We start from the raw sequence: 23,990 nt of genomic DNA on the forward strand, positions 1-23,990 counted from the left end.
GCATCGGCCCCGCACCGTCCGCGCCGCACCCGGCGCGTCGCTCCCCCGCCCGTCTAGGGTGGAGACGGGCCGTCGAGGACGTCGGCCCGAGCCGCGATCCGAGGAGAAGCATCCCGATGACCACCCCGTCTGCGCCCGAGACCGCCGTACCCGGTCGGCTGGAGCACGACCTGCTGGGAGACCGCGAGGTCCCCGGTGACGCCTACTACGGCATCCAGACCCTGCGGGCGCAGGAGAACTTCCGCATCACCGGCGTGCCGGTCTCCCACTTCCCGGAGCTCATCGTCGCCCTCGCCCACGTCAAGCGCGCGGCCGCCCGCGCGAACCACGAGCTGGGGGCGCTCGACGACGAGCGCGCCGCCGCGATCGAGCAGGCCTGCCAGGAGATCGCGGACGGCCAGCTGCACGAGGAGTTCGTGGTCGACGTGATCCAGGGCGGCGCCGGCACGAGCACCAACATGAACGCCAACGAGGTCATCGCGAACCGCGCCCTGGAGATCATGGGGCATGCCAAGGGCGAGTACGAGCACCTGCACCCCAACAACCACGTGAACCTCGCCCAGTCCACCAACGACGTGTACCCGACGGCCGTGCGCCTCGCACTGCTGCTGAGCTTCCCGAAGCTCGCCGATGCCATGGACGGCCTCATCGTCGCACTGCGCGAGAAGGGCGACGAGTTCGCGGACGTCCTGAAGATGGGCCGCACGCAGATGCAGGACGCCGTGCCGATGACGCTCGGCCAGGAGTTCCATGCCTGGGCCACCACGATCTCCGAGGACATCGAGCGCCTGACCCGCACCGGCCGCCTGTTCAAGGAGATCAACCTCGGCGCGACGGCGATCGGCACCGGCATCACCACCGACCCCCGCTACGCGCAGCTCGCGGCGGAGGACCTCTCCGAGATCTCCGGCGTGGACTTCGTGGTCGCCGACGACCTCGTGGAGGCCACGAGCGACACGGGCGCCTTCGTCACCTTCTCCGGCGTGCTCAAGCGCATCGCGGTGAAGATCTCCAAGATCTGCAACGACCTGCGCCTGCTGAGCTCCGGCCCGCGCGCGGGGCTCGCCGAGATCCGCCTGCCCGCGGTGCAGCCCGGCAGCTCGATCATGCCCGGCAAGGTGAATCCTGTGATCCCGGAGGTCGTCAACCAGGTCGCCTTCGAGGTCATCGGCAACGACCTCACCGTGACCTTCGCCGCCGAGGCCGGGCAGCTGCAGCTGAACGCCTTCGAGCCCGTGATCGCCTTCAACATCCTCGAGTCGATGCTCTCGATGACCCATGCGATGTCGACCCTCGCCGACCGCTGCGTGCGCGGCATCGAGCCCAACCACGAGGTGCTCGAGGACTACGTGGAGCGCTCGATCGGCGTGGTCACCGCGCTCGTGCCGGTGATCGGCTACGCCGCCGCGACCGACGTCGCGCGCACCGCCCTCGAGACGGGCCGGCCCGTCCGCGACCTGGTGCTCGAGGCGGGCCTGCTGGACGAGGCGCATCTGAGCGCCCTGCTCTCCCCGACCATGATGACCCGCCCCCACCGTCCGACGCCGACCGGCACCATCCCCGTGGTCGACCCCGCCACGGACTCCGGCGAGGTGCCGCGCATGGTGGCCGACGACAACGCGGTGACCGAGACGGGTCGCTGACCGCACCCCTGCCGGATGCGCGAGGCCCCGAGGAGCAGTGCTCCTCGGGGCCTCGCGCATCCTGGCCGCAGGCGGACGCCGACTACTCGTCGGCCTCCTCCTTCTTGCCGCGCATGACGAGCTTGGGATCGGGCTCCCCCACGACCTCGTGGTCCTTGCCCTCGTACTCGAACTGGGAGAGGAAGTAGCGCATCGCGTTGAGGCGCGCGCGCTTCTTGTCGTTGGAGCGGATGATCGTCCACGGCGCGTACTTCTTGTCGGTGCGGCGGAACATCTCCTCCTTGGCCTCCGTGTAGGCCTCCCAGCGGTCCAGCGACTCCAGGTCCATCGGGGAGAGCTTCCAGCGCCGCACCGGGTCCAGCTGACGGATCGCGAAGCGGGTGCGCTGCTCGCGCTGGGAGACGGAGAACCAGAGCTTGGTGAGGTGGATGCCGGAGTCCACGAGCATGCGCTCGAACAGCGGCGCCTGGTTCATGAACCCCTCGTACTCCTCATCGGTGCAGAAGCCCATCACGCGCTCGACGCCGGCGCGGTTGTACCAGGAGCGGTCGAACAGCACCATCTCGCCCTCGGTGGGGAGGTGCTGGATGTAGCGCTGGAAGTACCACTGGCCCTTCTCGCGGTCGCTGGGCTTGTTCAGCGCGACCACGCGCGCGGTGCGCGGGTTCAGGTGCTCGGTGAAGCGCTTGATCGTGCCGCCCTTGCCGGCGGCGTCCCGGCCCTCGAAGATGATGATGGACTTCTGGTCGTTGTCCTCGAGCCAGTACTGGTACTTCAGCAGCTCGACCTGCAGGCGGTACTTCTCGAGCTCGTACTCGTCGCGGTCCATGCGCGTGTCGTACGGGTACCCCTCCTGCCAGGTGTACACCGGGTTGCCCTGCGGGTCGATGAGGTCCGGATCGGGCGTGTGCCCGTCGGCCACGGTGTACCCCTCGTCCCTCAGATGCTCGATGTACTCCCTGAGGTTCTGGTTGTCGGGGACCTTCACGCGACTCTCCTTCGGACATCCGGACGCTCTCGCAGGGCGGCCGGGATCGGCTTGCTCCCCAGGGTATGCGGCGCATCTGTCCGGCGGGTGAACTCGACCGGAGTCGGACGCGGCGGGGCCACCGCGCGAAGGCGGTGGCCCCGTGCGGATCAGTGCGCGAAGTGGCGGGTCTCCGTGAGGTAGAGGGTCACTCCCGCCGCGCGGCAGGCCTCGATGACCTCCTCGTCGCGGATCGAGCCGCCGGGCTGCACGATCGCGCTCACGCCCGCGTCGATGAGGATCTGGGCGCCGTCGGCGAAGGGGAAAAAGGCGTCGGACGCCGCGACCGCTCCGTGGGCCCGCTCCGGCGCCCGCTCGCCCTCGAGGTGCTCTCCCAGCGTGTTGGCGCGCTGCACGGCCAGACGGCACGAGTCGAGGCGGTTGACCTGCCCCATGCCGATGCCGACGGCCGCGAGGTCCTTGGCCAGCAGGATCGCGTTGGACTTCACCGCGCGCATCGAGCGCCACGCGAAGACGAGGTCGGCGAGGGTCTTCTCGTCGGCCGCCTCCCCAGCGGCGAGGGTCCAGGCGGCGGCCTCGTCGCCCTCCGCCTGGTACGCGTCGGACTCCTGGATCAGGGAGCCGCCCCAGATCTGCCGGATCTCGACGCCGCCGCGGGGACGGTCGGCGATCCGCAGGATGCGAAGGTTCTTCTTCGTGCGCAGCAGCTCGAGGGCCTCGTCCTCGTATGCGGGAGCCAGGATGACCTCGGTGAACACGGGCTTGACCTGCTTGGCCATCGCAAGGGTCACGGGGCGGTTGGTCGCGATCACGCCGCCGTAGGCGGACAGCGGGTCGGTGCCGTGGGCGCGTGCGTGCGCGGCGGCCAGGTCCTCGTCCTCGGTCGCGACGGCGATGCCGCAGGGGTTGTTGTGCTTCATGACGACCACGCAGGGCTGGTCGTGGTCGTAGGCGGCGCGGGTGGCGGCGTCGGCGTCCACGTAGTTGTTGAAGCTCATGGCCTTGCCGCCGAGCTGCTCGGCACCGGCCAGGCCGGGGTTCTCGTCGTCGATGACGGCGACGCGGGCGCGCTGGTGCGGGTTCTCGCCGTAGCGCAGGGTGCGCAGGCCCGCCTCGTCGGCCTCCTCGTCGTCCATCTCCAGGAGATAGGCCGGGGAGTCGGAGTCGTCGTCGGCGGGATCGGCGTCCACGGCGTCGGAGACTCCACCGTCGGCCCCGCGGAGGGTCCCGGCGCCGAGGGCGGAGGCGGCGTCGTCGGCGTCGGGCCCGTCGAGCTGGCCGAGCATCCAGTCGCTGATCGCTGTGTCGTACTCGCTGGTGCGGCCGAAGGCGATGGTCGCGAGCTCCTGGCGCTCGTCGAGGGTGAAGCCGCCGCGCGTGGCGGCGCGGCCGGCGCGCGCGTAGTCCTCGGGGTCGACGACCACGGCGACGGAGGCGAAGTTCTTCGCCGCGCCGCGCACCATCGACGGACCGCCGATGTCGATCTTCTCGATGATCTCGTCGAAGGCGCCGCCCGCGGCGACGGTCTCCTCGAAGGGGTACAGGTTCACGACGACGAGGTCGAAGGGCTGGATCTGCTGGTCCTCGAGCTGGGAACGATGGTCCTCGAGCCGCAGGTCGGCGAGGATCCCGCCGTGGATTCGCGGGTGGAGCGTCTTCACGCGCCCGTCGAGCATCTCGGGGCTGCCGGTCACCTCGGCGACGTCGGTGACGGCGAAGCCGGCCTCGCGGATGGTGCTGGCGGTGGAGCCGGTCGAGACGATCTCGACGTCGGCCTCGGAGAGGGCGCGGGCCAGGTCCGTCAGACCCGTCTTGTCGAAGACGGAGACCAGGGCGCGGCGGATGGGACGGCGGTCGGTGGAGCTCACGGAGCGTTCTCCTCGCGGATCGGTGCGGTGCGGTCGGTGCGACGGTCGCGCGGACGCGGTCGCCGCCATCACATGCGGGCACCCAGGCGGTCGATGCCCACGATCGTCACTCCCCGGTGGTCCGCCCACCTGCGCCAGTCGTGTGGGAACAGTGTATCGGGGGCCGACGGGAGGAGCGGCCGGGGTCAGGAGGCGAGCGTGCGCGAGAGCTCGCACACCACGTCGACGAGCATCTCGCGCTCGACGACCTTGATGCGCTCGTGGAGGGTCTCCTCGGTGTCCTCGGGCAGGACGTCCACGGCGCGCTGGGCGAGGATCCGCCCGGTGTCGACGCCCGGGTCGACCTCGATGACGCTGGCCCCGCTCACCTTCACCCCGTGGGCGAGGGCGTCGCGCACCCCGTGGGCGCCGGGGAAGGACGGCAGCAGGGCGGGATGCGTGTTGATGATGCGCCCGGGCCGGGACTCGAGGAGCGGCGGGCCGATGAGCTTCATGAAGCCGGCGAGCACCACGAGATCCGGCGAGAGGGCGGCGACCTCGCGGGCCAGGGCCTCGTCCCAGGCCGCGCGATCAGGGTGGTCGCCCTTCCGGACGACGGCCGTCGGCACGCCCGCGCTCTGCGCATGCGCGAGGCCGGAGGCGGCGCGGTCGGCGATCACGCCGACGATCTCGAAGGGGCACTCCCGCTCCTGCTGCGCGGCGAGGAGCGCGGCGAGATTGCTGCCGGTGCCGGAGATGAGGACGACGATGCGTGCTGGAGCCACGGGGCAACCCTACGGGGAGAGGGCCGGGGCGAGCGCGGGCGTCCGGGAGGGCATGTGCAGGGGGCGAGGGCGCGCAGCGGGCACAATGGTCGGGTGAGCAGTCCCGCGCCAGAGCCCCCCGCCCCGTCCGAGTCGACCCTGCGCTACCGCCGGATCCTGACCCGGCTGCTCGTGTCCCTGCTGGCCTCGTGGGTGCTGATGATGCTGCCGCTGCCGTGGTCGCTGCTCGCCGGCGTCGCGGGGATCGTCACGGGCGTGCTGCTGGTACGGCTCGTGATCGCCGCCTGGAAGGATCGCCGGCCGGCGATGGCCGTGGTGTCCGCGGTGGTGGGCGTCCCCGCGGTGTTCATGATCGTGCTCGGCTCGGTGACCGGGGCGATCTTCTACGGCCCGATGTCGCAGCTCGAGCAGTGCCGGGACGAGGCGCTCACCCAGCAGGCGCAGGACGCGTGCCGGGACGAGGTGCAGAGCTCGGTGCTCAGCTGGATGGAGGATCTGACGGGGTCCTGACCGCGGCGTCGGCATCCCGGACGCCGGCGGACTCGTCGTCGGCGCGATCCGCGCGGGAGCTCCCGCGGGATCCCTCGGCCCGGTGCTCATGGGAGCTCTCGCTCCCGTTCTCGCGGGACTCGGCCGCCTCGACGCGACCGCGCAGCCCCGCCCACCGGGCGCGCGCCCAGGGCAGGGCCGGCGTGAGGCATACCGCGGCGACGGCGGCGGTGGGCACCACGACGATCCCCAGCAGCGGCAGCAGCAGGGAGCCGATCCGCGGCCCCAGCGCCTCCAGCGAGCCGTCGCCGATGCCGCCGGTGGCGAGGCCCGCGACGAGCAGCACGAGCAGCAGCAGGGCGACCGCGTAGGCGACGAGGGCGATCACGCGCTCGCGCAGCACCGGCTCCGCGGAGGCGCCGTCGGTCTCCTCCCCCACCAGGTCGCGGCACAGGCGGATCGCGCCGAGCGCGACCGCGATCACGGGCAGCACGAGCAGCAGGCGCGTCCACCACGGCGCGGTGCCCGGATCCGGCACGATGCCCAGCAGCGGGAGGGCCGGCATGACCGTGGTCTCGGCGCCCGCCAGGCTGATCACGCTGCCCGCCCCGAGCGTGACCGAGCCGCCGAAAATGACCACGAGCACCCACACGACGATCAGCGGGAACAGGGCGAGCTGCAGCAGCAGGAGCACCACGGATCCCCAGAAGCCCGCGTGCAGGGACTCATGGAGCGAGGCCACGGCGCCGAAGCGCACGGCGATCATCGCCGTGCACACGAGCGCCGCGGAGGCGGCGAGGCCGGCGAGCGCGAGGAGCACCGCCCGGGCGACGGAGCCGTAGGGGGCGGGGAGGAGCGAGAGGATGCGCACCTCGGGCACGCCACCGCCGCCGCGCCGGCGCAGGGCGAGCAGCGCGCCGGCGATGCCTCCGACCACGGAGACCAGCGCCCCGGAGACCACCGCGGAGGGCACCACCGCGTGCACGAGCGTGCTGCGGGCGATCGCGGCGAGCACGCCCAGCCCGACGGTGTAGACGACCACGAGGGCGCCCAGGCACATGCCGCCGTCGCGCAGGGCTCGAGCCCGCAGGGCGCCGTCTGCCGAGATCGGGCGGAGGCGACGCACCGCGCGCCGGGCCGCGAGGGCGACGACCACGAGCAGCACGATCGTGAGTCCGAAGGGCATCACGGCGATCGAGCCGGTGACCGAGCCCGCCTGCAGCAGCAGGCTGCCGCCGTGCCCCAGGACGAGCGCGTCCAGGGCCAGCAGGATCGCGCCGAGCACGCCGAGGGATCCCTGGGCGGAGGAGAGCTGGGCGACGAGCGCCGGGACCACGGTGATCGCGAGGCCCGTGGCGAGCGCGCTGAGCGCCGCGAGCGCCCCCGCGAGCACCGGGGAGTCCAGCCGCACGTCGCCCCGGTCCGTGCGGGCCCGGTCCTCGCGAGCCCTGCCGCCGCCTCCGCCGTTGCCTGCCACGTCCACCTCTGTCCTGGTCCGGTCCCGGTCGGGTCGCCCCGTCCACCGCGGGCGCGCTCCACTGTGACCCGCAGAGCGCGGCAAGTCCAGCGCGCAGGGTCCGTGTCGCATAATCGTGCTGATGTCCACCTCAGAGCCCGTCCCCGATCCGTCCGCCGTCGCCGCGCACTCCGCGCCGGGTGCGCCCCGCGCACACGCCGGGTCCGCCGCGACGCCCGCGCTGCGCGTGCGCACCCTGCGCCTCGAGGACGAGATCGACCTGCCCGCGCACCTGCCGCGCGACCTCACCGCCGCCTGGCTGCGCCACGGTCAGGGCATGGTGGGCATCGGCACCGCCTGGACCTGCACCACGAGCGGCCCGGACCGCTTCGAGGACGCCTCCGCGCGCTTCCGCGAGCTCGCCGCCGCGGCCCGCATCGACGACGAGGTCGGCACGCGCGGCAGCGGACTCATCGCCTTCGGCAGCTTCTCCTACTCCGCGAGCTCCCCGCGCCCCTCCACGCTGCTGGTGCCGCGCGCGATCCTCGGAGTGCTCGACAACGATCCGTTCCTCACCCTCGTCGACGTGCTCGACGAGCAGGAGGACGCGCCGGACGCGGCCGGCGCCGCCCCGACGGACTGGCGGGACATGTTCCCCTCGACCCCGCGGGCCGAGCGCACGCGCGTGCAGATCGACCCGGACCACACGCCCGACGAGTACCAGGAGCTGGTGCGCCGCGCGCTCGGGATGATCGAGGAGGGCCGCGCGCAGAAGATCGTGCTCTCGGAGTCCTCGACCGTGCACCTCGAGCAGGCGCAGCCGGTGGCGACCCTGCTCAGCCGCCTCGCCGAGTCCTACCCGACCACCTGGGTCTACCACCTGTCCGACGTCATCGGCGCGACCCCGGAGATGCTGGCAGACACCGAACACGGGCGGCTCTTCAGCCGCGTCCTCGCCGGCAGCCGGCCGGTCGCCGAGGGCTCGGAGCTCGCCGAGCAGGACCGTCGGGCCTTCCGCAGCGACGCCAAGGAGCTGGCCGAGCACGCCTTCGCGATCGACTCGGTGACCTCGCGCCTGGCGGACCTCACCACGGAGATCACCGCCTCCGCCGAGCCGTTCGTGCTGCGCCTTCCCGGCCTCGAGCATCTCGCCTCGGACGTCGCGGGAGAGCTGCGCGAGGGAGTCACGAGCCTGGACGTGGCGGGCCGTCTGCACCCGTCGGCCGCCGTGAGCGGCACCCCGCGGGAGGCGGCCGACGCCGCGATCGCCGAGCTCGAGGTCCGGGACCGCGGCGGCTACGCCTCCCCCGTGGGCTGGATGGACGCCGAGGGCGACGGGCAGTGGGCGATCGCCCTGCGCATGGCCCACCTGGAGACGCCGACGCGGGTGCGCGTGCAATCCGGCGGCGGTCTCGTCGCGGGATCTGACCCGGTGCTCGAGCACGCCGAGGCGCTCGCGAAGTCCCGGCCCGTGCTGCGCGCCATCGGCCGCCCCGAGGACTGAGCGCCCGCCGGGCCTCGGTCCCGGGCGGTCACCCCGGCATCGGTCAGCCGGCCTCGGTGAGGGTCACGTCCTTGGTGATCTCCTTCTGGTCGCGCACGATCGTGAGCTTGTGGGAGGAGCCGACCTCGAGGCCGCGCACCATGCCGGTCAGCGCCGCCGCGCCGTTCACGGGCACGCCGTCGACCTGGGTGACGAGGTCGCCCTCCTTCAGGCCGGCGTCCGAGGCCCCCGAGCTGCGCTCGACCGAGCGCACGAGCGCCCCGCGGTAGCTGGCGCCGGAGACCTCCTGGCTGCTGTCCTGCGCGGTGACGCCCAGCAGGGCGTGCTTCGCGCTCCCGCTCTCGATGAGCTGGTCGACGATCAGGGTGACGGTGTCCGAGGGGATCGCGAATCCCAGGCCGATACTCCCGGACTGCGAGGACGAGGACTCCCCCTCCTGGGAGAAGGTCGCGATCGAGGAGTTGATGCCGACGACCGCCCCGCTCGCGTCCACCAGCGGGCCGCCGGAGTTGCCGGGGTTGATCGCGGCATCGGTCTGCAGGGCCGACGAGTAGGTCGAGTCGGAGCCGTCGACAGCCTCGCCCTGCGTGGTCACGGGACGATGCACGGCGGAGATGATGCCCGTGGTCACGGTGTTCTCGAGTCCGAGCGGGGTGCCGACGGCCATCACGTCCTCGCCGACCGCGACGTCGTCGGACTCCCCGAAGGAGGCCGGGGTGAGGTCGTCCGGGGGGTCCTCGAGCTTGATCGCGGCGAGGTCGGTGGTCGCGTCGGTGCCGATCACCCGGGCGGTGTACGTGCGGCCGTCGGTGAGGGACACCTCGACCTTCTGCGCACCGGAGACCACGTGGTTGTTCGTGATGATCGTGCCGTCCTCGCGGTAGATCACGCCGGTCCCCTCGGCCTGCCCCGAGGCCGTGCTCACGGAGATCGCGACCGTGCTCGGCGAGACCTTCTCCGAGACGTTCTCCCAGTTCGGGTTGTCGCCGTCCTGGGCGACGGGGCTCGCGTCCGCCGTCTTCGCGCTGCTCGACGACGTCGACGACGAGGCGGAGCGCGCACCCTGCCCGTCGACCTGGTCGTAGGCGATGACGCCGCCCAGGGTGAGCCCGCTGCTGAGCAGCATGCCGGCCATCACCAGGCCCGCGACGCCCACCCAGCCCGGACCGCGGCGCCGGGTCGCAGGTGCCGAGCCCTGGATCGCGGGCTCCGGGCCCTGCGCGGCGGGGACGCCGGCGGGCGCCGCAGCGCCGGCCGCGCCGTTCGCGGGCGCTCCCCAGCTCGGGGAGGCAGACGGGCCCTGCGCGCTGTGCGCGCTCTGGGCGCTGTGAGGGCTCTGCGGATCGCTCCATCCGTAGGCGGCGGGTGCCGGGGACGCGCCGCCGTAGGGATCGCCGCCCGACGATGCGGGGCCGTACCCGTCGGCCCCGAGGCCGTCGAGGCGCTGGGTCTCCTCGACCCGACCGAGCTGCTCGGTGGGATCGGTGGCGGTCGGCTGCTCTGCGGTGTCGTCGGACGGGCGGCGGGGGCCGGACCCGTCCTGGGCTCCGGTGCCCTGCGGGGCGTTCGATTCCTCGGATGACATGCCAGTCATTCCATCCCTCCGTGCCTTGAAGTCCTTGCGACCGAGCTGTGCGCTTGCTGTGTCGTGCGTCGCCCGGCGGGGGTCGGGGCGCGGCGCGGGATGCGGCTCGGGGTCCGGGTTCAGGGGCCGATCCCGGGGACCGTGCTCAGGGGCCGACGACGATCATGCGGAGCCCGTCGCCCGACTGCCCGAGGCCACTGACCAGGGATTCGAGGGCCTGCGGGCCCTCGCACCGCACCGCGTCGACGCCGAGCGCGCGCGCCGCGGCGGCGATGTCGGCGCCGTGCGGGGTCGTGAAGAAGCGCTCGAGGAGCTCGGGATGCGCGCGCCAGTGCTCGAGCCCGGAGAAGATGCGGCCGCCGGAGTCGTCGACCACGATCACGTCCAGCGCGGGGCGGCGCTCGAGGGGGCCGACGATCAGGCCCGTGAGGTCGTGCAGCGCCGTCACGTCGCCCACGAGCAGACGCACGCGCCCGGCGTCGGCGGACCCTGCATCGGCGTGCTCGGCGGCGAGCGCGTATCCGCCCGCGGTCGAGGCCATCCCGTCGATCCCGGCCAGACCGCGGCCGGCGAGCACCCTGCCGCGTGCGGCCGGGGCGAGCTGCTCGAGATCCCTCACCAGGGATGAGGAGCCCAGCACGAGGGTGTCGTCCTCCCCCGTCGCCTCCCAGACGGCGAGCGCCGCGCGCTGCTGCCACGTCGGCTCGGACGCCTCCACGAGGAGCGCGCCCTCACGGCGCCAGTCCTCGAGCCGCGGGGCGCTGTCCTCGCGGTCGTCAGCGTCGGGCAGGGCGAGGGCGGGCACCACGAGGGAGGCGGTGCGGGAGGCGTCGGTCCAGGAGGAGGTCGGGTCAACGATGATCGTCTCGACGTCGGCGGCGCCCAGCAGTGCGCCGACCACGGGCCGCGAGAGCGTCGGGTGACCGAAGACGATCGCCTGCGAGGGGCGCAGCGAGTGGTCGGGGTCGGCCATGACCTGCGCGAGCAGCTGCGGGTAGCCCGTGACCATGCTGGGTCCGCCGCGGGATCCGGAGCTCGGCTCGGCGAGCAGGGGCAGCCGGTGGGCCTCGGCGAACGCGCGGGCCGCGGGCCCCGCGCCGTCCCCGGCGACGACGACGGCGCGCGGATCGGGCGTGAGCGCGACCGGTGCGGGCTCGCGAGGAGGGATCCGACGGGTGACGACCAGGCGATCGCCGCGCTCCGGCTCCGGCTCCGTCCCCGACGCCGCGGCAGCGGGACCGTCGACCGTCCCGGCGCGGGGCACGAGCGGATCGCGCAGGCAGAGGTTCACGTGGACGGGGCCGGGATGCGGTCCGGTCGCGGCGGCGACGGCCCGCGCGAGGGTGCTCACGGCGGTGCGCAGCTCGACCTCCGTCGCCCCGTCCCGCGAGGGCGCCGGGAGGTCGGTCGCGAAGCGCACCGCGTCCCCGTAGATGCCGACCTGGTGGGTGGCCTGGTTCGCGCCGACGTCGCGCAGCTCGATGGGCCGGTCGGCGGTGAGCACGATCAGCGGAGTGCGGGAGTGGTGGGCCTCGAGGACGGCGGCGTGCAGATGCGCCGTCGCGGTGCCCGAGGTGGTCACCACGACGCCCGGGGATGCCGGATCGCGCCGGGAGATGCCGAGGGCCGTGAACGCGGCGGCGCGCTCGTCGATCCGCACGTGCGCCTCGAGACGGCCCGCGATCTCCGGATCCTCGAGCGCGTAGACGAGCGGCGCCGAGCGCGAGCCCGGGCTGATCGCCGCGTGCCGCACGCCGAGCGCGACCAGGGTGCGCCAGATCGCCACGGCCTCCTCGACCGCACCGGAGCCCAGGGGCGCGGGCACGGGGATGGTCATCGGCTCCGGATTCGCCCGGAGAGGGCGGCGGGCGGGCGCGGGGTGCTCGGTCATGGTCCCAGGCTATGGCGTGTCTCTGGAATGGTTGCGCCGGGCGACCACGCAGTTCGAGAAATCTCCGGCTCGATACCCGACCACAAGTTCGTCGTATCGAGTAGCGAGTTCTCGCGGAATCCATCTCCAGCACACCATTCCCCGGCACGCACCGCTCGAGCGCCGTCCCACCCACTGCCCACGTCCCTGGCACATCTCGCCCACACGCATAGACACTGAACAGGTCACCTGTCGCTGTGGGCGGGATCCCGCACCGGAAGAGCAGAGGCAGACAGCAGCGTCAGAGCATCCGCATCCTTCCCGCCCGGCTCCGGGTGGTACAGGACGAGCATCTGGCCCGCCGTCCCCGTGATCGGGAGCTTCTCCCTGTACAGCGTGAGCGCCCCCACCTGGGGGTGATCGAGAGTGATGGTGGCACCCTCGCGGCGCGTGACGTCGTGCCGGCCCCAGAGCTCACGGAACCGTGGGCTTGCCAGGGACAGGCTGCCGACGAGCTCCACGAAACGCTGGTTCTCGACGTCCGTGCCGACCGACTCCCGGAACCCGGCGATCAGCTGCCTCGTGACCGCGTCCCAGTCCGGGTAGAGGTCACGCTCCGCCGGGTCGAGGAACACATCCCGCAGACGGTTCGCGCCCACGGTGAGCCGAGGTGAGAGGGCCGCGGCCATCGGGTTCGCGGCAAGCACATCGAAGTAGCGGCCCTCGACGAACGCGGGGAACCCGATCGTGTCCACCAGTGTGCTCACCCCCGCCGGCACGACCTCCCTGCGGACGCGTCGGCGAGTCGGGCGCGGCCGGTCCCCCGCAAGGGACAACAGATAGACGGCGCCGTCCTCGTCGAGCTGCAGCACGCGGGCCAGAGCCTCCAGGACCTGCCGTGAGGGGGAGTGGTCACGGCCCTGCTCGAGCCGGAGGTAGTAGTCCGAGCTGATCCCCGCCAGCATCGCGACCTCCTCGCGGCGCAGCCCCGGCACGCGACGCATCCCGATCTGAGGTATCCCCGCCTGCGCTGGAGTGACCAGGTCGCGTCGGGCACGCAGGTACTGCCCGAGCAGGTTCACGGTGTCTGCCATGTCGCCACTCTAGGAACCACCGTCATGCCGATGGGTGGCCCTGATACTCCCAGGAACACGGGGAACCTGGCGGGCCCCCCACCATCGGCGAACAGTGGTCATCGCGTCCCCTGCACTCCAGCAGGGGTGACCGGAAAGGACACAGCGCGAAATGACTGCGAACAACGCACCCGGAGGGATCTTCACGACAGCGGACGGGACTCCGTTCTCCCGGATGGGGTACGGGGCCATGCAGCTCGCCGGCCCCGGAGTGTGGGGCCCCCCGAAGAACCGCGAGGAGGCGGTCGCTGTCCTGCGTGCCGCGGTCGAGGCCGGCGCGAACCACATCGACACCGCCGACTTCTACGGCCCGCACGTCACCAACGAGATCATCCGAGAGGCACTCCACCCGTACGACGAGATCCAGATCGTCACCAAGGTCGGGTCCATTCGCGACGGGAACGGGGGATGGCCGCACGCCCGAAGCCCGCAGCAGCTGCGCGAGCAGGTCGAATCCAACCTGGAGACCCTCGGCGTGGACGTCCTCGACGTGGTCAACCTCCGCGTCGGGGGCGGTCCTGACGGGCACTCGCCCGTGCCCGGGTCGCTGGCCGAGCCCTTCGGGGCGCTGGCCGAGCTGCGCCGGGAAGGCAAGATCCGGCACCTCGGCCTTTCCGTCGTGGACGCTGAGCAGGTCGCAGAAGCGCAGGCGATCGCACCGATCGTGACCGTGCAGAACTGGTACAACGTGGCCCACCGCGGTGACGAGGACCTCATCAGGTCCCTCGCCGAGCAGGGCATCGCGTACACGGCGTTCTGGCCGCTCGGTGGCTTCAGCCCCCTGCAGTCCGGCGCACTGGACCAGGTCGCCCAGAAGCTCGGGACGACTCCCAAGGCCGTCGCGATCGCCTGGCTCCTGCACCGGGCCCCGAACATCCTCGTGATCCCCGGGACCTCGAAGGTCACGCACCTGCGTGAGAACCTCGCCGCGGCCGCGCTCAGTCTGCCCGCCGACGCTCTCGCCGCGCTGGAGGCCGTCGCCGCATGACGAACCACCGCGAGGACGGGTCCGTCGTCGGGTTCATCGGCCTGGGCGACCAAGGACTGCCGATGGCCACAGCCATCGCCGAAGCAGGCTTCGAACTGCACGTGTGGGCACGTCGACCCATCAGCCTGCACGCCCTCGACGACACACCCCATGTCGCAGCGAACGGCGTCACCGACCTGGCGGCCTCCTGCGACATCATCGCGCTGTGCGTCGCCACCGATGAAGACGTCCTGGCCCTCGTCGATCAGATGATGCCGGCGTTGCGGCCCGGGACGATCCTCATCAACCACGGCACCGGTACACCCGAGGCGGCCCGCCGGATCGAGGAGCGTGTCGCCGACCGGGACGTCAAGACGCTCGACGCCCCGGTCAGCGGCGGGCGCCCGGCTGCACGCGCCCGCACCCTCACCGTGTTCGCAGGCGGCCCAGAGGATGCGCTGCGGCGCGCAGAACGAGTGCTCCGCTCCTACTCGACGAACATGGTCCATCTCGGCGGGACGGGAGCCGGCCAACTCGCGAAGCTGTGCAACAACGCGCTGCTCATGCTCAACCAAGCCGCGATCGCCGACATCCTGGACCTCGCTGAGCGGGCTGGAGCCGACCCCGGCACGACCGTGGAAGCCATGCGCCTCGGAAGCGGGAACAGCGCCGCACTGGGACTGTTCGGGACCATGATCACCGCTGCCACCGTCGATCACCTCAGTGCCGTGGAGACCCTGGACATGGACCTGTTCGAAAGCGCCATGCGCAAGGTCTCCGTGGACGCGGCCGCCGTCACAGCACGAGGGCTCTCGGGGGCACAACGTCTCCACCGGGTCATCGACCAGCTCACGAGCGTTGACCCCACCGGCGACTGATCACCACTGTCGGATACGCCCTCATGATCCGGCGCCCGCGCCGATCCCGGCTCGGGTCCGTTCGCGCCGGTGGTCACAGCAGCTGCGTGCACGCCTCGAGGCGCTGCTCCCAACGGGCGGTGAGCTCGCGCGGCGCGCCGTGGGACTCGAGCAGCTCGGGCTCGAGCCGCGGGCGCTCGACCGGGATCGTGCCGCCGTCGGCGCGCAGCGGTGCGGCGACGAGGTCGCCCGTGAGCAGGACTCCGGTCGCGAGCCCGCAGGCGTGGGTCAGCTCGGGCAGGGCGGCGGCGAAGGCGAGGCCCGCGCTCAGTCCGACGCTCGACTCCAGGGCGCTCGAGACGACCACGGGGAGGTCCGCCTCGGCGGCGAGCTCGAGGCAGCGTGCGGCGCCCCCGAGGGGCTGCACCTTCATCACGAGCACGTCCGCCGCCCCCGCGCGGGCCACGCGCAGAGGGTCCTCGGCGCGGCGCACGAGCTCGTCGGCCGCGATCGGCACGTCGACGGCGCGGCGCACGGCCACGAGGTCCTCGAGCGAGGCGACGGGCTGCTCGACGTATTCGAGGCCGCCCGCGGCGCGGTCCAGCTGCGGGATCGCGGCGATCGCCTCGTCGCGGTCCCAGCGGGCGTTCGCGTCCACGCGGATGCGGGCGTCCGGCCCCAGGGCGTCGCGCACGGCCTCCAGGCGCTCGAGGTCCTCGGGCAGGCTCGAGGCGACGTCCGCGACCTTCACCTTCGCGGTCCGGGCGCCGCCCACCCTCGCCAGATGGTGCGCGAGAGCGGGCGGGACGACGGGGATCGTCACGTTCACCTCGATGCTCTCGCGCAGGGGCGCAGGGCGCGGCGCGGTCGCGTCGGCGAGCGCGCAGCGCAGCCAGGCGGCCGATTCCGCCGGGTCGTAGTCCCAGAACGGGGAGAACTCGGCCCAGCCCTCGGGACCGCGCAGCACCACGCCGTCGCGCACGGTGATCCCGCGGAAGCGGGTGGTCATCGGGATCGACCAGCAGCGGGCGTCCTCGATGCCCTGCTCGCGCAGGGCGGCGGGGATGCGCATGCGGCTCACGCCGCGGCCAGCACGGCGTCGATGGGACCGCGCAGGTCGGCGGGCTCGACGGTCGGGTCGAAGCGGTCCACGACCGCGCCGTCGGGCCCGATGAGGAACTTCGCGAAGTTCCACTCGATGTCCGCTCCGTCCTTGCCGGAGCGCTGCGAGCGCAGCCATCGGTAGAGCGGGTCGGCGTCCTCGCCATTGACATCGATCTTCGCGAAGATCGGGAAGTCGACGCCGTAGGCGGTGCGGCAGAAGGTGACGGCGTCCTCGTCGCTCCCGGGCATCTGGCCGGCGAACTGGTCGCAGGGGAAGCCGAGGACCACCAGGCCCTGCTCGCGGTACTGCTCCTGCAGGTGCTGGAGGCCGTCGAGCTGCGGGGTGAGCCCGCACTTCGAGGCGACGTTCACCACGAGGACGGCCTGCCCCGCGTACTGCGAGAGGTCAGTGGAGGCGCCCTCGGCGGTGCGCACGGTGAAGTCGTGAAGCGTGGTCATGGGGGCTCCTTGCGGGACGGGTGGGTGCGGCGGCGCCGCGCCCGTCCAGGCTAGACCCGCTCGACGGGCTCGGTCCGCCAGCGGGCCGCCTCGTCCTTCTCGCGGGCGGCCCGCGCCCGGAACTCCTCGCGCTGGGCGGCATGCGCGCCGTCCCGTCGGATCAGCACGTAGCCGATCGCGACCAGCAGGAACCAGACGGGGGTCGCGAGGAGACCCGCGAGGGTGTCCGACGCGCCCGTGAACGCCCACAGCAGGAAGGCGAAGAACGCCATCACGACGAAGGGCATCACGCCGCCCAGCGGCATCCGGAAGCGGCTCGCGGCGTGGTCCTGCGGGCGCCGGCGGCGGTAGGCCAGGTAGCTCAGCAGGATCATCGTCCACACGAACATGAAGCACAGCGAGGAGACGGTGGTGACCACGGAGAACGCGGTCGACTCCCCCAGGCCGAAGACGAGCAGCACCACCGAGGCCAGCAGCATCACTCCCGTGAGGAACAGGGCGTTCTGCGGGACGTGGCGGCGCGAGACGCGTGCGAACAGGCGCGGCGCGTCGTTCTGGGTGGCGAGGCCGAACACCATCCGGGAGGTCGAGTAGATCCCGGAGTTCGCCGAGGACATGGCGGAGGTCAGCACCACGAGGTTCACGATCGCGGCGGCCGCGGGCAGCCCCGCGGTCGCGAAGACCTGGATGAACGGGGAGTCGTCGGCGCTGTACACCGTCCACGGCATCACAGACATGAGGATCACGAGGGCGCCCACGTAGAACAGCAGGATGCGCACGGGGATCGAGCGCACCGCGCGCGGCAGGTTCTTCTCGGGGTCGCGGGTCTCGGCGGCCGTGGTGCCCACGAGCTCGATGCCCACGAAGGCGAAGGTGGCGATCTGGAAGGCGGCGACGAAGCCGGTGAAGCCGCGCGGGAAGAAGCCGCCGTCGGCCCACAGATGGGTGAAGCTCGAGGGGCCGGCCGAGGTCTCGAAGCCCGTGAGCACGAGCACGAGCCCCAGGACGATGAGCGCGAGGATCGCGACGATCTTGACCATGGCGAACCAGAACTCGGCCTCGCCGAAGGCGCGCACCGTCGGCAGGTTCAGGCCGATGAGCAGGGCGATCACCACGATCGCGAGGACGGGTGTGGCCCAGCCCGGCAGCATCGGCACCAGGTCCCGGAGGTAGACCGAGGCGATCACGATGACGTCGGCCACCGCGGTGACCACCCAGCAGAACCAATAGGTCCAGCCGGTGAAGAACGCCGCCCAGGGACCGAGCAGGTCGCCGGTGAAATCGGCGAAGTTCCGGTACTCGCGGCGCGAGAGCAGGATCTCGCCCATCGCGCGCATCACGAAGTAGAGCATGAAGCCGATGACCACGTAGACGAGCAGCACGGAGGGGCCCGCCACCGAGATCGTCTTGCCCGACCCCATGAAGAGGCCCGTGCCGATGGCGCCGCCGATCGCGATCAGCTGGATGTGGCGGTTGCCGAGCGAGCGCTCGAGGTGCGGGGCGTCGGGGGCGCGCGGGCCCGGGGCATCCGAGCCGGTCGACGTCGATGTCGTGGAGGATGGGGAGTGAGTCACCCGCGGGACCTTACCCATCGGCGGGTGGATCCGTGCGGCGACGCGCGGAGGGGATTGCCCGGCCGACGGGTCGATCGACAGGGGGAGACGCCGTAGCCTGCTCGCATGGTCCATCACCCCACGTCGGCCGCCGTCGAGCGCCCGCTCCCCGCACCGTCGGGCCCTCGACTCCGCCCGGTGCGAGCGGGCGACGCCGAGGCGATCCTCGAGGCCTTCACGTCCTCCCCCGACATGTCCCGCCAGGGCGACGTGCACGACGCGGCATCGGCCGAGGAGTACTGCACCTGGCTGCGCGGCACGGACCGGCACGCCTTCGCGATCGTCGACGACGAGCCGGATGCCGTGCAGGGCGCGCACGGCCGCATGGTCGGCCTGGTCGCCGTGAGCGTCGACGAGGGCAATCGCAACGGCTGGTTCTTCTACTGGCTGCATCCCGCGCATCGCGGACGCGGCCTTGCCTCGCGGGCGGCGGCCGCCCTCGCCGAGCGCGCGCTGCGGCCCGTCGACCGGGGCGGGTGGGGGCTCGAGCGCCTCGAGCTCGGACACCGCATCGACAATCCCGCCTCCGGCTCCGTCGCCCGCGCCGCCGGCTTCCTGCACGAGGGCACGGAGCGCGAGAAGTTCCTCATCGGCGGCGAGCGCGTGGACGTCCTCGCCTACGGCCGACTCGTGACCGATCCCGCTCCGCCCACCGTGCTGCTGCCTTGGGCCGAGGAAACCTGAGAACCCCGTCCGATCCTCGGCCGCTCCTCGTCGGCCGGATCACTCGTGAGCGGGCCGAGCCCCGCGCGCGCCGGGGATACCCTGGCGAGCATGCCCCGCTTCGAGCTGCCCCGCGATGTCTCCGACACCTTCGATCCCGAGCGCTGGAGGGACGTCGGCCCTGATGAGCTGGCCGGTCCCGCGCTCACGGACGTGACCTACCACCGCGCCGTGGACCGCTCGGATCCCGCGGCGCCGAGGGACCTGCCGTGCGTGCGGATCGCCTTCGACCGGCCCGAGGTGCGCAACGCCTTCCGCCCGCACACGGTCGACGAGCTCTACCGGGCGCTCGACCACGCGCGGCTGGACACCGGCGTCGGCGTCATCCTCCTCACCGGGAACGGCCCCTCCCCCAAGGACGGCGGCTTCGCGTTCTGCTCGGGCGGGGACCAGCGCATCCGCGGGCGCTCCGGCTATCAGTACGCGGGCGGCGAGACCGCGGAGACCGTCACCGCCGGGCAGGGAGGCCGCCTGCACATCCTCGAGGTCCAGCGCCTGATCCGCACCATGGGCAAGGTCGTGATCGCCGTGGTCAACGGCTGGGCCGCCGGGGGCGGGCACTCCCTGCACGTGGTCGCCGACCTCTCGATCGCCTCGCGGGAGCACGCGCGCTTCATGCAGACCGACGCGAACGTGGGCTCCTTCGACGGCGGCTACGGCTCCGCGTACCTCGCCAAGCAGGTGGGGCAGAAGCGAGCCCGCGAGATCTTCTTCCTCGCCGAGGAGTACTCGGCCCAGGACGCCTACGACTGGGGCGCGGTCAACCGGGTCGTCGACCACACGGACCTCGAGGACGCGGCGCTCGCGATGGCCGCGACGATCGCCACGAAGTCCCCGCAGGCGGTGCGCATGCTCAAGTTCGCCTTCAACCTGGCCGATGACGGCCTCATGGGCCAGCAGGTCTTCTCGGGCGAGGCGACGCGCCTGGCGTACATGACGGACGAGGCGGTCGAGGGCCGCGACGCCTTCCTCGAGCACCGCGACCCCGACTGGTCGTCCTTCCCCCACCCGCAGGGCTGAGCGCCGTGGTCGAGCTCCCTCCGGCAGCGTCCGCTCCCTGGATCCGTCCCGCCCCTTTCGAGGGATCCGCGGCCTCGCTCGCCGAGCACGCCCGCGCGATCGGCGAGGTCATGGCCGGCCGCGGGCGGCTGTGGCTGGGACCGTTCGATCCGCCGACGGCGATGCCCGCAGGCTTCGAGGACACCGTGCTGGTGGTCCCGACCTCCGGCTCGACGGGCCGAGCCAAGGCCGTCGCCCATCCCCTGCGCTCGCTGCTCGCCTCGCAGGACGCGACCGCGCGGCTCTTCGCGGACGGCGACGGCACCCCGGGCACGGACGCCGACCGGACCGCGCACGCGGGCCACGGGCACTGGCTGCCGCTGCTGCCGCCCACCCACATCGCCGGCATCCAGGTCATCGCCCGGGCCCACCGCACGGCCCAGGTGCTGGGACTCGACAGCGTCCCGCTCCCGGATCCCCTGCCGGACCTCTCCGTCCACTTCGACGCCGCCCGCTTCGTCGCCCTCGCCGAGCCGGCCCTCGAGGAGGCCGCGGCGGCCGACCTCCCGGCCTTCACCTCGCTCGTGCCCACCCAGCTCACCCGGCTGCTCGGCGAGGCGTCGGCCGACGGGGCGCGAGCGCGCGCCCTGCTCGCACGCTTCTCCGCGGTGCTCGTGGGCGGGGCGGCCACGCCGCCAGACCTGCTCGCGCGCGCCAAGGGGGCTCGCATCGCCGCGCGCACCACGTACGGGTCCTCCGAGACCGCGGGCGGCTGCGTCTACGACGGCGTGCCGCTCCCCGGCGTGGTGCTCGAGCTGGTGGGGGCGGAGGACGGCGAGGAGGAGGGCCGCCTGCGGCTGCGTTCCCCCACCCTCGCCCACGGCTACGTGCTCGAGGACGGCAGCGCGGCGACGGAGGACTTCCCCGTCGTCGGCCCCGACGGCGAGCGCGCCTTCGTCACCAGCGATCTCGCCCGGATCGACGACGGGCGACTGCGGATCCTGGGCCGCGCGGACGACGTCATCACCACCGGCGGCCTCAAGGTCGTCCCGCAGGACGTCGAGCGCGCGATCGACCGCTCCTTGATGCTGCGGGGGCTCCTCGCCGAATGGGTCGTCGTGGGCGTGCCGGATCTCGAATGGGGCCGACGCGTCGAAGCGCTCGTCGTCCCCGCCGAGGGTGCACCGACCGATCCCGACGACCTGCCCGCCCTCGTGCGCTCCGCGCTGCGGACCACTGGCGTCCCCTCCCACGCCGTGCCGCGGCGGGTGCACGTCGTCGAGGCGCTGCCGAGGCTCGGCATCGGCAAGATCGACCGCGCCGCGGCGGCCCGCACGGCCTCCGCGCACGCCTGAGGACGTCCCGGGGCCCTGCGGCGCGACCCACGCCACCACGGGGCGCACCCCGGGCGCCGCCCCGGCGGACGTATCCTTGATGGGGCCGTGAACTGCGGTCCCGCCACCGCAGACCTGCCTCGAGGAGCATCATGGCCACGTTCGCCCAGTGGGTCGAGGCCGCGCGCCCCCGCACCCTGCCCGCCGCGATCTCCCCGGTCGCCGCCGGCACCGGGGCGGCGCTCTGGGACGTCGGCTTCGACGCCGCCGTGGTGATCCCGCGTGCGCTGCTCGCCCTCGGCGTGGCCCTGTGCCTGCAGGTCGGCGTGAACTATGCCAACGACTACTCGGACGGCGTGCGCGGCACGGACGACGACCGCGTGGGGCCGTTCCGGCTCACCGGCTCCCGATCAGCGGCCCCCGGCACCGTGAAGCGCGCGGCGTTCCTCGCGCTCGGGCTCGGCGGCGTGCTCGGCCTGGTGCTCATCGCGATCGCCGGCATCTGGTGGACCGTGGTCGTGGGGGCCGCCGCCATCGCCGCGGCCTGGTTCTACACCGGCGGGAAGCGGCCCTACGGCTACCTGGGCCTGGGCGAGCTGTTCGTGTTCATCTTCTTCGGGCTGGTCGCCGTGGGCGGCACCGCCTATGCGATCACGCTCCGCGTGAGCTGGGTGGCGATCCTCGCCGCCTGCGCGATCGGTCTGCTGGCCGTGGTCATCATGCTCACCAACAACCTGCGGGACCTGCCCACCGACGCCGTCGCCGGCAAGCACACCCTCGCGGTGCGCCTCGGGGACCGGGGCACGCGCATGCTGCTGACGGCGTGCCTCGCCGTCCCCTTCGTGCTGATGGTGCCGGTCATGGTGGTCCATCCGCCGGTGCTCGTGGTGCTGCTCGCCCTCGTGCTCGCCGTCGGCCCCCTGCGCACGGTCCTCGCCGGCATCCAGGGGCGCGCGCTCATCCCCGTGCTGGCCCAGGCGGGTCGGCTCGAGCTCGTCTTCTCGCTGCTGCTGCTCGTGGGCCTCGCGGTCTGAGCGGTCCCCGGGGCGTCGCCGCTCAGCGCTCGTCGTCGTCCTCGTCGAGGAGGGCGTCCTCCTCGTCGGCGTCCTCGTCGCGGACGGGGCCGCGGCGCTCGCGGCGGCGCGCGTCGGCCGACTGCAGCCTCCCCGCGAGCCGCTCGCGGGGCGCGCGAAGGAACAGCACCGAGACCAGGAACGCGATCAGCACGGCGATGATCCCGGCGAGGTAGAAGCCCACGCCGATCTGCACCATCAGCCACCAGGAAGCGGCCAGCACCACCAGCCGGATCACCGTATAGAGCAGGACGTCTCGCATGGGTGCCAGGGTAGTGCGCCCGCCTGGACGGACCGTGCGGGCCGAGTCGCGGACCACAGCGCGCGTGAGGATTCCGTGCCGGGACCTCGCACCGAACCTCCAGAGATCGGTGGGAGGATCCGGCGCATGAGTGCTGAGCGAGCGTCCGACGCCGTCCCGTCGTTCTCCGGGCACGGGATCGACCCCCGGGCGCTGGACTTCCTGCGCCGCCTGGCCGGTCCCGACGCCGAGCATGCGGACGCCGAGACCATGCTGCGCCGCATGCAGCAGCGCATGCGCGGCTTCCTCATGGAGTACAAGTTCGGGCTCGACGAGGTCTCCACGAAGGTCGGCATCCTGCGCGAGCAGTTCGACGCCCAGCACGACCACTCCCCCATCGAGCACGTGAAGACCCGCCTGAAGTCCGCCGAGTCCCTCACCCAGAAGATCGTCGCCCGCGGCGTCCCGGCGGACCTCGACGCGATCCGCGCCCAGATCTTCGACATCGCCGGCCTGCGGATCACCTGCCCGTACGTGGCTGACGTCTACCTCGTGAGCGACGCGATCCGCCGCCAGGAGGACCTCGAGGTCCTGCAGGTCAAGGACTACATCGCCGATCCCAAGCCCAACGGCTACCGCTCCCTGCACCTGATCGTCCAGGTCCCCGTGTTCCTCGCCGACCGCACCGTCGAGATCCCCGTCGAGATCCAGCTGCGCACCATCGCCATGGACTTCTGGGCGAGCACCGAGCACTCGCTGCGCTACAAGTTCGACGGCGACGTGCCCGAGGTGCACTCCCGGCGCATGTCCCAGATCGCCGAGACCACGCGGGAGCTCGACGAGCAGATGGCGGAGCTGCGCCGGGTCCTCGCGTCCTGAGGCGCAAAAGGGCGCCCGGCCCGCCGGCCCGCGAGGTTCCGTAGACTCGGGGGATGTTGAAGGGTGTCCTCGCCATCGCCTCGATCGGGCTGACGATCTTCGCTCTCGCCGACTGCGTCCAGTGCGAGAACGCGCAGCTGCGCGGTCTGCCCAAGTGGGCCTGGATCGTGCTCATCGTGCTGCTGCCCTGGGTGGGGCCGCTCACCTGGCTGCTGGTCGGCAAGGACCGCGAGGACGGGACCGCGGGTCCGTTCGGCCCTCGCGGATGGCAGCCCGGGCAGGGCGGAGCGGGCAGCTCGCCCCGGCCGCGTCCACTCGCTCCCGACGAGGATCCGGACTTCCTTCGCAAGCTGGACGAGGACATCCGCCGTGAGAGGCGTGAGCGCGGCGAACACGGAGACGACTCCACCTCCTGACGACGAGCTCGCATAGTGCAGCAGA

At 72.6% G+C, this 23,990-nt stretch carries 22 protein-coding genes; 11 read left to right on the plus strand and 11 right to left on the minus strand.

The features are described from left to right. Positions 1–116 precede the first annotated feature (116 nt). The gene (gene aspA / locus ACFQ53_RS07795; protein ID WP_377857726.1) at positions 117–1,643 is read left to right on the plus strand and encodes an aspartate ammonia-lyase; all 1,527 of its coding nucleotides are present in this window, start codon (positions 117–119) and stop codon (positions 1,641–1,643) included. Positions 1,644–1,725: 82 nt separating this feature from the next. Here aspA and ppk2 read toward each other — a convergent pair whose 3' ends face one another. The 3 genes from ppk2 to purN all read right to left on the minus strand — a co-directional run bounded on the left by ppk2 (position 1,726) and on the right by purN (position 5,263). Further along, positions 1,726–2,631, minus strand: a complete 906-nt coding sequence (gene ppk2 / locus ACFQ53_RS07800; protein WP_200501891.1) for a polyphosphate kinase 2 — start codon at positions 2,629–2,631, stop codon at positions 1,726–1,728. A gap of 149 nt (positions 2,632–2,780) precedes the next feature. Beyond that, positions 2,781–4,499, minus strand: coding sequence for a bifunctional phosphoribosylaminoimidazolecarboxamide formyltransferase/IMP cyclohydrolase (purH, locus tag ACFQ53_RS07805; protein ID WP_377857729.1), 1,719 nt, complete (start codon positions 4,497–4,499; stop codon positions 2,781–2,783). Between the two features lie 185 nt (positions 4,500–4,684). Next, a complete protein-coding gene (gene purN, locus ACFQ53_RS07810) occupies positions 4,685–5,263 on the minus strand; it encodes a phosphoribosylglycinamide formyltransferase (protein WP_377857731.1) in 579 nt (192 codons plus the stop codon). Positions 5,264–5,356: 93 nt separating this feature from the next. On the opposite strand from purN, the gene ACFQ53_RS07815 reads away from it, so the two are divergent. After that, positions 5,357–5,773 (plus strand): hypothetical protein, encoded by a 417-nt coding sequence (locus tag ACFQ53_RS07815; protein ID WP_377857733.1) that lies wholly within the window; start codon positions 5,357–5,359, stop codon positions 5,771–5,773. Here ACFQ53_RS07815 and ACFQ53_RS07820 read toward each other — a convergent pair. Continuing rightward, positions 5,742–7,229 carry a DUF6350 family protein gene (locus tag ACFQ53_RS07820; RefSeq protein WP_377857734.1) on the minus strand — a complete coding sequence of 496 codons (1,488 nt, stop codon included), beginning with the start codon at positions 7,227–7,229 and terminating at the stop codon, positions 5,742–5,744. The two genes, ACFQ53_RS07815 and ACFQ53_RS07820, sit on opposite strands and share 32 nt — an antisense overlap. A gap of 121 nt (positions 7,230–7,350) precedes the next feature. On the opposite strand from ACFQ53_RS07820, the gene ACFQ53_RS07825 reads away from it, so the two are divergent. Then, positions 7,351–8,712 carry an isochorismate synthase MenF gene (locus ACFQ53_RS07825; RefSeq protein ID WP_377857736.1) on the plus strand — a complete coding sequence of 454 codons (1,362 nt, stop codon included), beginning with the start codon at positions 7,351–7,353 and terminating at the stop codon, positions 8,710–8,712. A gap of 43 nt (positions 8,713–8,755) precedes the next feature. Here the strand turns inward: ACFQ53_RS07825 and ACFQ53_RS07830 are convergent, their stop codons facing one another. The 3 genes from ACFQ53_RS07830 to ACFQ53_RS07840 form a co-directional block, all read right to left on the minus strand. Next, entirely contained in the window at positions 8,756–10,297 is a 1,542-nt protein-coding gene (locus ACFQ53_RS07830; protein ID WP_377857738.1) for a S1C family serine protease, read from the minus strand. A gap of 145 nt (positions 10,298–10,442) precedes the next feature. Further along, the gene (gene menD, locus ACFQ53_RS07835) at positions 10,443–12,188 is read right to left on the minus strand and encodes a 2-succinyl-5-enolpyruvyl-6-hydroxy-3-cyclohexene-1-carboxylic-acid synthase (protein WP_377857740.1); all 1,746 of its coding nucleotides are present in this window, start codon (positions 12,186–12,188) and stop codon (positions 10,443–10,445) included. Between the two features lie 224 nt (positions 12,189–12,412). Continuing rightward, on the minus strand, positions 12,413–13,261 hold the full coding sequence (locus ACFQ53_RS07840; protein WP_377857741.1) for a helix-turn-helix domain-containing protein: 849 nt from the start codon (positions 13,259–13,261) through the stop codon (positions 12,413–12,415). A gap of 151 nt (positions 13,262–13,412) precedes the next feature. On the opposite strand from ACFQ53_RS07840, the gene ACFQ53_RS07845 reads away from it, so the two are divergent. Together ACFQ53_RS07845 and ACFQ53_RS07850 are read left to right on the plus strand one after the other, a co-directional pair. Then, a complete protein-coding gene (locus ACFQ53_RS07845) occupies positions 13,413–14,288 on the plus strand; it encodes an oxidoreductase (protein WP_377857744.1) in 876 nt (291 codons plus the stop codon). Beyond that, on the plus strand, positions 14,285–15,145 hold the full coding sequence (locus tag ACFQ53_RS07850) for an NAD(P)-dependent oxidoreductase (RefSeq protein ID WP_377857746.1): 861 nt from the start codon (positions 14,285–14,287) through the stop codon (positions 15,143–15,145). Before ACFQ53_RS07845 ends, ACFQ53_RS07850 begins: the two co-directional genes overlap by 4 nt. 73 nt (positions 15,146–15,218) lie before the next feature. Here ACFQ53_RS07850 and ACFQ53_RS07855 read toward each other — a convergent pair whose 3' ends face one another. The 3 genes from ACFQ53_RS07855 to ACFQ53_RS07865 are packed head-to-tail and all read right to left on the minus strand — an operon-like array spanning position 15,219 to position 18,279. Further along, the gene (locus ACFQ53_RS07855; RefSeq protein ID WP_377857748.1) at positions 15,219–16,196 is read right to left on the minus strand and encodes an o-succinylbenzoate synthase; all 978 of its coding nucleotides are present in this window, start codon (positions 16,194–16,196) and stop codon (positions 15,219–15,221) included. 5 nt (positions 16,197–16,201) lie between these two features. Further along, complete coding sequence (locus ACFQ53_RS07860; RefSeq protein WP_377857751.1) at positions 16,202–16,687, minus strand: glutathione peroxidase; 486 nt, start codon at positions 16,685–16,687, stop codon at positions 16,202–16,204. A 50-nt stretch (positions 16,688–16,737) separates the two neighbouring features. After that, on the minus strand, positions 16,738–18,279 hold the full coding sequence (locus ACFQ53_RS07865) for an amino acid permease (RefSeq protein WP_377857754.1): 1,542 nt from the start codon (positions 18,277–18,279) through the stop codon (positions 16,738–16,740). Positions 18,280–18,366: 87 nt separating this feature from the next. On the opposite strand from ACFQ53_RS07865, the gene ACFQ53_RS07870 reads away from it, so the two are divergent. The 4 genes from ACFQ53_RS07870 (at position 18,367) to ACFQ53_RS07885 (ending at position 22,390) form a co-directional block, all read left to right on the plus strand. Continuing rightward, a complete protein-coding gene (locus ACFQ53_RS07870; RefSeq protein ID WP_377857756.1) occupies positions 18,367–18,984 on the plus strand; it encodes a GNAT family N-acetyltransferase in 618 nt (205 codons plus the stop codon). Between the two features lie 90 nt (positions 18,985–19,074). Then, positions 19,075–20,043, plus strand: coding sequence for a 1,4-dihydroxy-2-naphthoyl-CoA synthase (locus ACFQ53_RS07875; RefSeq protein WP_377857759.1), 969 nt, complete (start codon positions 19,075–19,077; stop codon positions 20,041–20,043). Positions 20,044–20,048: 5 nt separating this feature from the next. After that, positions 20,049–21,377 carry an AMP-binding protein gene (locus ACFQ53_RS07880; protein WP_377857762.1) on the plus strand — a complete coding sequence of 443 codons (1,329 nt, stop codon included), beginning with the start codon at positions 20,049–20,051 and terminating at the stop codon, positions 21,375–21,377. Between the two features lie 131 nt (positions 21,378–21,508). After that, positions 21,509–22,390 carry a 1,4-dihydroxy-2-naphthoate polyprenyltransferase gene (locus ACFQ53_RS07885; RefSeq protein WP_377857765.1) on the plus strand — a complete coding sequence of 294 codons (882 nt, stop codon included), beginning with the start codon at positions 21,509–21,511 and terminating at the stop codon, positions 22,388–22,390. Positions 22,391–22,412: 22 nt separating this feature from the next. Here ACFQ53_RS07885 and ACFQ53_RS07890 read toward each other — a convergent pair whose 3' ends face one another. Then, positions 22,413–22,691 (minus strand): DUF4229 domain-containing protein, encoded by a 279-nt coding sequence (locus tag ACFQ53_RS07890; protein ID WP_249478926.1) that lies wholly within the window; start codon positions 22,689–22,691, stop codon positions 22,413–22,415. Between the two features lie 126 nt (positions 22,692–22,817). On the opposite strand from ACFQ53_RS07890, the gene ACFQ53_RS07895 reads away from it, so the two are divergent. Both ACFQ53_RS07895 and ACFQ53_RS07900 read left to right on the plus strand, forming a co-directional pair. Further along, positions 22,818–23,549 carry a GTP pyrophosphokinase family protein gene (locus ACFQ53_RS07895; protein ID WP_227487986.1) on the plus strand — a complete coding sequence of 244 codons (732 nt, stop codon included), beginning with the start codon at positions 22,818–22,820 and terminating at the stop codon, positions 23,547–23,549. A 53-nt stretch (positions 23,550–23,602) separates the two neighbouring features. Next, on the plus strand, positions 23,603–23,965 hold the full coding sequence (locus ACFQ53_RS07900) for a PLD nuclease N-terminal domain-containing protein (protein WP_377857769.1): 363 nt from the start codon (positions 23,603–23,605) through the stop codon (positions 23,963–23,965). The last annotated feature ends 25 nt before the right edge of the window (positions 23,966–23,990 follow it).

It is taken from the genome of Brachybacterium sp. NPDC056505 (assembly GCF_042794925.1).
In the GTDB taxonomy this organism is placed as follows: domain Bacteria; phylum Actinomycetota; class Actinomycetes; order Actinomycetales; family Dermabacteraceae; genus Brachybacterium; species Brachybacterium kimchii.